The following is an 11,081-nucleotide window of genomic DNA, read 5'->3' on the forward strand; positions in this document are numbered from 1 at the left end:
TATAACATACTCAATAAATGAAATAAATAATTCAAAATAATAATTGAACTTTAAATTATTATGTGATATTATTAGAAATATAATTTTTCACATACATATGTACGCGAATGACAAACAAATAAGGAGAGCTTATGAATAATAAGTTTTTAATAATAGATTCAGATATTCTTCCAGATGTTTTTTTGAAAGTTATAAGGGTAAAGGAGTTTCTTAGAACTGGAAAGGTAAAAGATATATCGGAGGGTGTAAAAAAGGTAGGAATAAGTAGAAGCACATATTATAAATATAAGGACTCAGTTTTTGCAATGTCAGAAGGAGTAAATGGTCATAAAGTTACATTAGGATTTATGATTTTGCATAAAGCCGGAGCTCTATCACAGATAATTGATAAAATAGCGCAAAAGCACGGTAATATCTTGACTATAAATCAGGATATACCTATAAACAATGCAGCTAGTGTATCTATAACTTTCGATGCATCCAAACTTATAATAGACATTAATGAATTGATTGAAGACATAAAACTTATAGATAGTATAGTAAACGTTAGGTTGGTAGCAGTAGAATAAAAATAAATCAAAGATTATGAAGAGGAAGAGTAGATATAAACTGCTTTTGTAGAGAAAAGGATAATATGCTGAAATATCCTTTAAGTAAGAATATTGAAGATCACCTTTGAATTGAATACTGAATTTTAGTAAGTATTTCCGCTTGGTTGCGTTAAATTGTAATAGATGACAGTATTACTATGTAAATATAATATAGAATTGCTGTTAAATTGGGTGGAACCGCATGTAGAACTTGCCCCAGTAAGGGATGAGTTCTTTTTATATATTAAATTAGTTAAAAAAGTACATAATTAAGGAGGAAAATGAATATGGCAGTTATAGCTATGCTTGGATATGGAATTGTTGGCAGCGGGGTTGCTGAACTTATATTAAAAAATAGAAATAAATTTAAAAGTAGATTGGATGAGGAACTTACTATATCAAATATTCTGGTAAGAAATGTAGGAAAGTATAAAAACAGTAAATATAAGGAATTACTTACAAATAACATAGAAGATATTTTCAAGAAAAAAGTTGATATAGTAGTAGAAGCTATGGGTGGACTAAATCCTTCTTATGAATATATTAAAAGAGCTTTAAAGATGAAAAAACATGTAGTAACAGCAAATAAGGATTTAATTGCAGAATGTGGACATGAACTTTTGGAATTAGCTAAGGAAAATGGAGTTTCTATTCATTTTGAGGCAAGTGTAGGTGGAGGAATACCTATACTAAAATCCATGAATGAGTGTTTGGTTGGAAATGAAATAAAGAGTATAAGAGCTATTCTAAATGGTACTACTAATTTTATATTGACTAAGATGAATCATGAGAATATGGGATATGATGAGGCATTAAAACTTGCTCAGGATCTTGGATTTGCAGAGGCAAACCCTGAATCAGACGTTATGGGATATGATGCTGCACGAAAATTATCAATACTCTCTACAATAGCATATAACAAAAGAATTTATTGGAAGGATATGGGCATCGAAGGAATTACAGATATTGATGATCATGATTTTAGATATGCTAAAACAAGAGGGTGCAGTATAAAACTTCTGGGTATCAGTGAAGATACTGGAAAAGATGTATTTGCATCAGTTAGGCCAATTATAGTAAAAGAAAATTCTGTACTTGGAAGAATTGAAGATGAATACAATGCAATCTTAGTTGAAGGTGATGCCGTAGGAGACGTCTTATTTACAGGTAAAGGTGCAGGTATGTTTCCAACAGCTAGTGCAGTATTTGCAGATATAGCTGATATAATAATGCATAAAGAAGAAGAAAGTATTACTTTTAATGATAAAAAAGCTGAAATAAATAAGGAATGGGAATTACAAAGTGAATGGCTTGTAAGATTAAAAACTCACAATAGAATAGAAGTTATTGAAAGTATAACTGAAAATTTTACAAGTAGTTATATATTAGCTAGTGCAGCTACATTTGACGATGATGAAGTGGTGGCATTTATAAAATCTGAAAATGAACATAACCTAAATAAATATATTGAAAATTTAAGGAAGAGAGAATATATCAGGTCTGCAAAAAAAATATTGATTTCAAAAAGCTAAGGAGGATATAGTATGACTAAAGTGAATATCAGAATACCGGCAACTACAGCAAATATGGGACCTGGATTTGATACTTTAGGTATGGCTCTTAAATTATATAATGAAATGGAAGTTGAAGAAACAAACAATGAAACTGAAATATATAATTGTGGAACTAAACTTACAGAAAATTTTAAAGATAATTTGATATATAAAACTATAACACAGACTATGGATAAATATGGTTATGATTATAAAGGACTTAAAATAAATGTAACAAAATGTGATATACCAATGTCAAGGGGGCTTGGAAGTAGTTCGGCCTGTATAGTTGGAGGAATAAGGGCTGCGGATTCAATTATGAATACCAATATGTCTTTAGAAGATATAATTTCATTTGCAACTGAAATAGAGGGACATCCTGATAATGTAGTGCCTGCAGCACTTGGTGGAATGGTTATATCTTTAAAAATAAAAGATAGAATAAATTATTCTAGAGTCAAGTTGCCTACACAATTAAAATTTGCAGCAATGATACCTACCTTTGAGGTAAGCACTGCACTTTCAAGAAAGGTATTACCTGAGTCATATTTAAAAGAGGACTGTATATTCAACATATCTAGATCTGCCATGCTTATAAGCGCTTTAAACAATGGGGAACTTGACAAACTTAGAATATGTTTTGAAGATAGAATACATCAACCTTATAGAAAAAAACTTATAGAAGATTATGATGATATTTTTGAATACGTCAAAAAGTTTGGAGCTATAGGTGAATTTATAAGTGGATCAGGATCTACACTAATGGCTGTTGTTGAAGATAATAATGCCGATGAATTTATAAGTTATATGAAGAATTTTTTAAATGGACTTGAAAATAGTTGGAAGATAATTTTACTTGAACCTGATTTAGAAGGAGCGAAGGTCTTGTAAAAGCCTATCACTATCATTATTGATTTATGGTAGTGATAGGCTTTTATTTTAATAGCCAGTAATATTTTTCTCACTTTTTAAATATCTTTAATATATAGATATAAATATTTAAACTTTAAGAAGATGAGGTGGGAAAATGAAATACACACGATATGATTTGAAAAAGGAAAAAGGAACAAAGAATTTTGTACTTATGATAGCGTTGGTATTGATAGCTGCATTTATCATCGGAACAGTGGCTTCTAAAATAATCATGAATTATTATAATGTTTCTGAACCTAATCCCGCAAGTACACAGCAAACTGTCAAAAATAATTCAAATGCAAATAATACAGTTGGTAATGATAAGAATAATGCTGTTTCAAATACTGGCAATAAAAAGTCTTCTGCAGATGGAAGCCAAGTTAAATTTGTAGCAGTCCAGGGCGGAATTTATAAAGACAAAAAAAATGTGGCTGCAGAGAAAAATTTACTTATGCAGTATGGAACACCTTTTGCAGTTCAGGAAGATGATAAAGTTAGAATTTTTTTAGGAATATATGAAGATAATACAGCGAAAGATATAATGGCATCACTTACTAAACAAAAGGTGGATAATTCCAATATGGATTTTACAATAAAAAAGACTGATGCTTGCAATGTAGAAATAATAGAGATAATAGATGCAAATTTACAAGTTTTAAATAAGGTTTCTCAAAAAGATATACAGTCTATAAAGACAGATCAACTAAAAAAATGGTGCTCTTCTTTGGAAAGTGTTGATAAAAATAGCAAAAATTTTATAATACTTAAAGATTTAAAAGAAAATGTAAGCAAACTTCCGTCTCAACTGTCCAAAGATAAAGTAGAAGGAAATTATTTATATATATATAATATATTGAAAAAAATTAAATAAACTAATTTAATAATTAGTAATATTTGTGTATAATTAAAGATGGTTAGTATAAGTAAAACTCTTGCAATACTTGCCATCTTTATTTCTAATTTAAAAATTTTTTTAACAATAATATATTTACTTGTTTATGCTTTTATTAAATGATAAACTATATTAGATATGTTGTTAAAGTAGGGGGATTTACGTGAAGGGGACAGTTAAGAGTACAGCTTTTTTATGGTTCCTGATACTTTTGGGTGCTGTAGCTGGGAGTCTTATAGGTGATGCAATAGGCAGCAGAATAAGTATACTTCAATTTTTAAAAGATTCCTATGAAATAGGCGCAAAGACACCCTTGGTGTTAAATTTAAAAATTTTAACTTTAACTGTAGGAATAAATTTTAATATAAATATTATGACTATAATAGGTGTAATTATGGCTATAATATTATATAGAAGATACTAGGAGTGATTGAATGAAAATTATATTAGCATCTTCATCTGTTAGAAGACAGCAACTTTTAAAACGGCTTGTAGATGATTTCGATATCGTAGAAAGCGGTTTTGTAGAGAACAGTATTAAGTATAATGGGGATTGTAAAACTTACGTTATGGAACTTGCCTTAGGCAAGGCAAATGATGTATGCAATAAGCTTGAAGATAAGCAACTTATCATAATAGGATGTGATACAGTTGTATGTTTTAATGGAAAGATACTTGGAAAGCCAAAAGATAGAGAAGAAGCTTTTCATATGTTGAAGTCTTTAAGTGGAAATGAACATCAAGTTTATACTGGACTAGTAGTTATTAATAAATTTTCTGGCATTGTAAGACAGGAATTTGTGAAAACTAGTGTTAGATTTTCCAACATATCGAATAATGAGATAGAAAAGTATTTAAAAAAGGAAGAATATGGAGATAAGGCTGGTGCCTATGGAATTCAGGGATATGCAGGGGCATTTATACCTGAAATTAGAGGATGCTATTACAATGTAGTAGGACTGCCTCTCAATAGATTGTATAAAATGTTAATTGGAATGGGGGTAAATCTATAAAAAGGAGTTTTTAAATGAACAGAATTAAAGATTTACCTGAAAATGAAAGACCAAGAGAAAGACTTTTTAGATATGGCCCTGAAGCTCTGTCCAATATAGAACTTTTAGCAATACTTCTTGGTTGTGGCAGTAAAAAAGAGAATATAATATCTTTGAGTAGTAGAATAATACAAAATAATGGGGGAATAAATGGAGTATTTGATTCTACACTAGAGGATTTTACTAATATTAGCGGAATTGGAGATGCAAAAGCAGCTAAACTTTTGGCTGTGATAGAATTATCTAAAAGATTTAAATCTTTTAAAGATGGTGACAATTATAAAATACACAATTCCAAAGATGCGGCTATGCTTGTGATGAAAGAAATGAAATCATTAAAGCAGGAACACCTTGTAGTTATAATGTTGAATACAAAAAATGTAGTTATAAGTGTAAAAAATGTTTTTATAGGAAGTTTGAATTCTTCTATAGTTCATCCTAGAGAAGTTTTTAGCTATGCTATTAAAAAGAGCAGTGCGTCTATAATAATATGTCATAATCATCCATCTGGTGATCCATCTCCAAGTGATGAGGATATAAAAGTTACTTATAGACTAGAAAAATGTGGTGAAATATTGGGTATACACCTTATTGATCATTTAATAATAGGAAACGGTCAATATATTAGTTTGAAAGAAAAAGGAATATTGTGAGGTTGAAAGGAGAAGTATAAATGGGATTTTTCGGAATTTCAAGAGATATGGGAATTGATTTGGGAACAGCTAATACTTTAATATATGTAAAAGGAAAAGGTATAGTTCTCAGAGAGCCATCAGTTGTTGCTATAAATACTAATACAAAAAAAGTTATGGCAGTTGGAAATGAAGCAAAGGATATGATAGGAAGAACTCCTGGAAATATTGTAGCTATAAGACCTTTAAAAGATGGTGTTATTGCTGATTTTGATGTTACACATACAATGCTTAGAAAGTTTATTGAAAAGGTTAGTCCAAAATCAGCATTTACCAGTCCTAGGATATTTGTATGCTTTCCATCAGGAGTTACAGAAGTAGAAAAAAGAGCAATTGAGGAAGCTACAAAACATGCGGGTGCAAGAGATGTACTGTTAATGGAAGAACCTATGGCAGCAGCAATTGGAGCAGGATTACCTGTAAATGAGCCTACGGGAAGTATGATTGTCGATATAGGTGGTGGTACTACTGAAGTAGCAATAATATCACTCGGAGGAATAGTTACAAGTAAGTCACTTAGAATTGCAGGAGATGAACTTGATGAAGCAATAATAAACTATATAAAGAAAGAATATAATCTTATGATAGGTGAGAGAACAGCTGAAAATGTAAAAATACAGCTTGGTTCAGCATATGATATCGGTGAAAATGAATCTATGGAAATAAGAGGAAGAGATTTGGTGACAGGATTACCAAAATTAATATCCATAGACGAAGAGGAAATAAGAGGAGCTCTTAAAGATCCAGTAGCTGCTATAATAGATTCAATAAAAACAACATTGGAAAAAACTCCACCAGAACTTGCATCAGATATAATGGACAAAGGGATCATGGTAGCAGGTGGAGGAGCCATGCTCAGAGGATTAGAACAACTTATAAATTTAGAAACACATATTCCAGTTCACACAGCCGAAACTCCTTTGGACTGTGTAGCATTAGGTGCAGGAAAAGCTCTAGATACTATAGACAAAATAGTAGCTAGTAGAAAATAGTGAATTATTATGAAATTTTTTAGAAATAAACTGGCAGTGGCTATTGTAGTACTGTCAGTTGCGTTTTTAATATTAATTTCTTTTGGCGTAAAGAATAACGGAGTGTTCTTTATGAGAAATGGAGTAGGTGTTGTATTCAATCCAATACAAGGTGGAATTTATAAGTTGAATAATGGTGTCAAACAATCTTTGAGTTTTATATTTAATATATCTGATATTAAAGAGCAAAATGAACAACTTACTAAAAAAAATAGTGAATTGGAAAATAAACTTGTTGAATATAATTTATTGAAAAATGAAAATAGTTCTTTAAGAAAAGAGCTTAATTTTAAAAAGGAAAAAATGGAATACAACTATATAGGCTGTGACATAATAGGAAGAGGCGGAAGCAGTATATTGGATGAATTTACTGTAAATAGAGGAAGTAATGATGGAATAAAAAAGGGAATGGTGGCTGAAACTGCAGAAGGTCTTGTAGGTCAGGTAGTACATGTTGAAAATAATTGGTCAATAGTTAGATCTATAGCCAGTGAAAATTTAGCTGTAGGTGCAGAACCACAGTCAGCAGACACAAAAAGTAAAAGTTCAGATGAAACTTCAGATGAAACTTCAGATGAAGGCATAGTAAAGGGATATAATCAAGGCACGAATAAATTGCTTACAAAATTATACTATCTTCCAGTTGAATCGAAAATAAAAAAGGGAGATACAATTTTGACTTCCGGAATTGATAATTCCTATCCTAGAGGAATAAGAATAGGCAGTGTTTCAACTGTGGAACTGGATAAGGGAAAAGTAATGAAAAATGCTGTTGTAAAGCCATTTGTCAATTTTAATAAAATTCAGGAAATGCTTATAGTAGTTCCTAAGAATCAAATAGATGTAAAGTATTAAGGTGATGTTCTATGAAAAAATTATTAATAGTAGGTATTATATGCATTATATGCTTTATACTTGATAATTCACTAATGCCATTTTTTGCAATTAAAACCATTTATCCTAGCCTGCTTTTTACATTTGTAGTTTGTTACTCCATTAGCAGCGGAAGTTGGGAAGGACTTTGGTTGGGTATATTTGCAGGTTTTCTTCAGGATATCTATTTTACAAATGGATTTTGGACAAATACATTTGTAAATATGATAATATGTGTTGTTGCAGGATTTGTAGGTGCGAATATTTTTAGACAAAAGAGATCCATTCCAGTAATAGCATGTTTCTTCTTGTCAATATTAAAAGGAGCATTGCTTTTCGTAATATTGTGGTTAAGTGGAATGACTATAAATATAAGTGATGTATTTTTTACAAGTATATATAATATGATTGTATGTATATTTATGTACATTCCAGTATACAGACTTTGTAAAATAGATTCTATGAAAAGTGAATGGAAATTTTAAAGGAATGGTGATTTAATGAAATTGCAAGAAAAGAAAAAAATATCCAGATTTACTGCACTTATTATAGTAATGACAGTTATTTTTAGTGTTATAGCTGGAAAACTTTTTTCTCTGCAAATTGTACAAGGTGCACAGTACAAAGAAAAAGCTGTCAATAGGTCTATAAGACAAATAGCAGATCCAGCTCCAAGAGGAAATATACTTGACAAGAATGGAAATATACTAGCTAGAAGCGAACAAAGTTATACTCTTGTGTACAATCAAACCGATACAAATGATAAAAAGTTTTTTACAACCATGGATAAGGTATTCAAGATTTTAGATACAAATGGAGAAAGTCAGCAGGACGATTTTGAACTTAAGATAAATCCATTTAAATTTGAATTTAGAAGTGATGATCCAGAAACTAGAAAAAATTTGGAGATAAAATTCAAAAGGGACAGAGGATTAAATGATTCAATAGAGAAGAAAATAAAAGCGAAAAACAAGGATATATCCGATGATGAACTAAAAAAACAGGTAAATGACCAGCTGCTTAAAATTTCTCCTAAGAAAACCTATGAACTTCTTTTAAAAAAGTACAGTATAAATAGTAGCTATCCTATGGAAGAACAGAGAAAATTTATGATAATAAAGGATACTATAAAAATGCATAGTTTTTCAGGATATGATCCAGTTGTAATAGCAAGTAATATTAAAAAATCCACTGCATTGAAGTTTTCACAAATATTAAATGATCTCCCTGGAGTAGACATGAATATTCAGCCAATAAGACAGTATCCTAATAAAGAGCTGGCATCTGGAATTCTAGGATACATATCTAAAATAAGCAGTACGGATACAGCCAAGTATAAGGCCAAGGGATATGATACCAATAGTGACTACATTGGTCAGGCTGGAATAGAAGCTGCCTTTGAAGATGTACTAAAAGGAAAAAAAGGTGGAAGAACTGTAAAATTAAATAATAATGGAAAAATAATTCAGGAACTGGGAACTACAACCCCGAAACCTGGAAATAATGTTAAACTTACTATAGATAAAAATGTACAGGCAGCTGCTGAAAAGGCACTGGATGACAGAATGAAAGAATTGCAGTCAAATCCATATGGTCAACAAAGATCTGATACTACTAATGCAACAAGGGGAGCTGCTGTAGTAATTGATGTAAATACAGGTGATATAATTGCAATGGCAAGCAGGCCTGGATATGACCCAAATCTGTTTTCCGTACCTGGAAGACTTACATCAGAACAGTACAATCAGTATTTCAGCCCTAATTTAGAAAAATTTGGAATAAATTACATTGAAAAAAGAGGAATTACGAGCCTATATCCTGGCAAAAGTGAAACTGATGTATTGAATATACTGTTTCCGCTGGACAAAAGCATAAAGGGGAATACAACTATAAGACAGGATGTATATGACATATATCCTAAGCCATTTTACAACTATGCTACACAGTCTCTCATACCACCGGGATCCACATTCAAGCCAATGACTGCTATAGCAGGATTGGAAAGTGGAGCTATAACTCCTGATTTTAGCATTGATGACATAGGTTCATTCGATCAAGGTGGAGGGCATATTGTGCCATTTACTTTAGATGGACCAAATGGATGGGTAAATCTTGCGAGAGCCATAGAGAGGTCAAGTAACCCTTATTTTATGACGGTAGGTAAGAGAATAAGAGATTCTTTTGGAGATGACACTTTGGCAAAATATGCATGGAAATTTGGATTGGGTGCAGATCCCAACAGTAAGACTACTCCAACTACTGGAATAGAATTACCGGAGAAATATGGGCAAGTATATAATACAGTATCGAATAAAAATTCTTTTGCCAATACTTATCTTTGGAAAGTCATGAAAAACCTTAAAGATGGAATTGATGACAAAGGAAATAAATTGGTTTCACTGGATCTATATGATAATGCAAATGACTCGGATAAAGTTAAGCAGATTAAAAAGGACATAAAAAGCTTAATACAGAGTTCTATAAAAAATGGCAGCAAATCTTTTGATGAGACCAAGTACAAGGAACTTTTTTCAGAACTTGTACAAGAAGATCCCAACAATAAAAAAGAAATTACAAACAGGCAGATGAGTAATCTTATAGATGCAATAAATTATACTACTGTTTCGGATGCAAATTCTCAATTGAACGTACCAGCCAATATAGAAAATGCTTCTATAGGTCAGGGATTAAATCAGTTTACACCACTGCAGATGGCAAATTATGTTGCTACTATTGCTAATGGAGGCACACGATACAAACTGCATTTGGTTGACAGTATACTTGATTCAAATGGAAAAGTTATAAAGAAGATAAAACCTGAAGTTGCAGAGAACACAGGAGTCAGTGCTGAAAATATAGCAGCTGTTAAAGCTGGTATGGAGGCAGTTAATGAAAAAGGTACTGCATCTGGTACGTTTGCAGATTTCCCAATAAAGACTGCAGGTAAGACAGGTACTGCAAGTTTGGGGAATCAAGAAGAGATTGGTAGAACCGATTATGCAGAATATGTAGGATATGCACCTCTTGACAAGCCTCAGATAGCTGTATATGCAGTTGTATTTGATGGAGGACAGGGAGCTGGTTCTGCACAGATTGCAAAGGACATATATACTGCTTATTTTAGTAAAGAGTTAAATAGTAGTGGTACTAATACAAACAGTGCTCAAAGTCAGAATTAGAATATAATATTTTATATAAAAAGTTGTACATAGGATTTTGATGTACAACTTTTTTGTCCCAAAATGCTGTGCAGGTGAGTTAAAAAAAGTTTAAGTGGTGAACAAAAAACCTGACTTTAATAAAATAGAAATAATATAGTAACACTAATTTATAATTCGAGGGTTTCCATCTAAATGCATAACAACAGTTGATAAAAGTATTGTTAAGGTTTAAGATATAGTCAAAATTTAGGATTTTATGTGAATATAAGGACAAAATTTAATGAAAAAACTGTTTGCTGATGGATCTAAGTCAATAAAGTAG

At 31.3% G+C, this 11,081-nt stretch carries 11 protein-coding genes and 1 other annotated feature; all 11 genes read left to right on the top strand.

Going from position 1 to position 11,081, the window contains the following annotated elements:
* Window positions 1–131 precede the first annotated feature (131 nt).
* Window positions 132–569 carry an ACT domain-containing protein gene (locus KM800_RS09450; protein ID WP_217812859.1) on the top strand — a complete coding sequence of 146 codons (438 nt, stop codon included), beginning with the start codon at window positions 132–134 and terminating at the stop codon, window positions 567–569.
* Window positions 570–576: 7 nt separating this feature from the next.
* Window positions 577–812 (top strand) — a binding site (T-box leader).
* Between the two features lie 65 nt (window positions 813–877).
* Window positions 878–2,122: a homoserine dehydrogenase gene (locus KM800_RS09455; protein WP_217812860.1), complete on the top strand. Its 1,245-nt coding sequence runs from the start codon at window positions 878–880 to the stop codon at window positions 2,120–2,122.
* 12 nt (window positions 2,123–2,134) lie between these two features.
* Window positions 2,135–3,034, top strand: a complete 900-nt coding sequence (gene thrB / locus KM800_RS09460) for a homoserine kinase (protein WP_217812861.1) — start codon at window positions 2,135–2,137, stop codon at window positions 3,032–3,034.
* Between the two features lie 136 nt (window positions 3,035–3,170).
* On the top strand, window positions 3,171–3,929 hold the full coding sequence (locus KM800_RS09465) for a hypothetical protein (RefSeq protein WP_217812862.1): 759 nt from the start codon (window positions 3,171–3,173) through the stop codon (window positions 3,927–3,929).
* A gap of 184 nt (window positions 3,930–4,113) precedes the next feature.
* Window positions 4,114–4,374, top strand: a complete 261-nt coding sequence (locus tag KM800_RS09470) for a DUF4321 domain-containing protein (RefSeq protein ID WP_217812863.1) — start codon at window positions 4,114–4,116, stop codon at window positions 4,372–4,374.
* A gap of 10 nt (window positions 4,375–4,384) precedes the next feature.
* Entirely contained in the window at window positions 4,385–4,963 is a 579-nt protein-coding gene (locus tag KM800_RS09475; RefSeq protein ID WP_217812864.1) for a Maf-like protein, read from the top strand.
* Between the two features lie 14 nt (window positions 4,964–4,977).
* On the top strand, window positions 4,978–5,655 hold the full coding sequence (gene radC, locus KM800_RS09480) for a RadC family protein (RefSeq protein WP_217812865.1): 678 nt from the start codon (window positions 4,978–4,980) through the stop codon (window positions 5,653–5,655).
* 20 nt (window positions 5,656–5,675) lie between these two features.
* Window positions 5,676–6,686: a rod shape-determining protein gene (locus KM800_RS09485; RefSeq protein WP_217812866.1), complete on the top strand. Its 1,011-nt coding sequence runs from the start codon at window positions 5,676–5,678 to the stop codon at window positions 6,684–6,686.
* Between the two features lie 9 nt (window positions 6,687–6,695).
* A complete protein-coding gene (gene mreC, locus KM800_RS09490; RefSeq protein WP_217812867.1) occupies window positions 6,696–7,580 on the top strand; it encodes a rod shape-determining protein MreC in 885 nt (294 codons plus the stop codon).
* A gap of 11 nt (window positions 7,581–7,591) precedes the next feature.
* Window positions 7,592–8,083, top strand: a complete 492-nt coding sequence (mreD, locus tag KM800_RS09495; RefSeq protein ID WP_217812868.1) for a rod shape-determining protein MreD — start codon at window positions 7,592–7,594, stop codon at window positions 8,081–8,083.
* Between the two features lie 15 nt (window positions 8,084–8,098).
* Entirely contained in the window at window positions 8,099–10,777 is a 2,679-nt protein-coding gene (locus tag KM800_RS09500; RefSeq protein WP_217812869.1) for a penicillin-binding transpeptidase domain-containing protein, read from the top strand.
* Window positions 10,778–11,081: the final 304 nt, after the last annotated feature.

The organism is Clostridium tyrobutyricum, assembly GCF_019144085.1.
Taxonomy (GTDB): domain Bacteria; phylum Bacillota; class Clostridia; order Clostridiales; family Clostridiaceae; genus Clostridium_B; species Clostridium_B tyrobutyricum_A.

Coding starts and splice junctions, on each gene's coding strand:
- KM800_RS09475 (WP_217812864.1), top strand. CDS start 4,385: ATGAAAATTATATTAGCATCTTCATCTGTTAGAAGACAGCAACTTTTA.
- KM800_RS09500 (WP_217812869.1), top strand. CDS start 8,099: ATGAAATTGCAAGAAAAGAAAAAAATATCCAGATTTACTGCACTTATT.
- thrB (WP_217812861.1), top strand. CDS start 2,135: ATGACTAAAGTGAATATCAGAATACCGGCAACTACAGCAAATATGGGA.
- mreD (WP_217812868.1), top strand. CDS start 7,592: ATGAAAAAATTATTAATAGTAGGTATTATATGCATTATATGCTTTATA.
- KM800_RS09450 (WP_217812859.1), top strand. CDS start 132: ATGAATAATAAGTTTTTAATAATAGATTCAGATATTCTTCCAGATGTT.
- KM800_RS09455 (WP_217812860.1), top strand. CDS start 878: ATGGCAGTTATAGCTATGCTTGGATATGGAATTGTTGGCAGCGGGGTT.
- radC (WP_217812865.1), top strand. CDS start 4,978: ATGAACAGAATTAAAGATTTACCTGAAAATGAAAGACCAAGAGAAAGA.
- KM800_RS09465 (WP_217812862.1), top strand. CDS start 3,171: ATGAAATACACACGATATGATTTGAAAAAGGAAAAAGGAACAAAGAAT.
- KM800_RS09485 (WP_217812866.1), top strand. CDS start 5,676: ATGGGATTTTTCGGAATTTCAAGAGATATGGGAATTGATTTGGGAACA.
- mreC (WP_217812867.1), top strand. CDS start 6,696: ATGAAATTTTTTAGAAATAAACTGGCAGTGGCTATTGTAGTACTGTCA.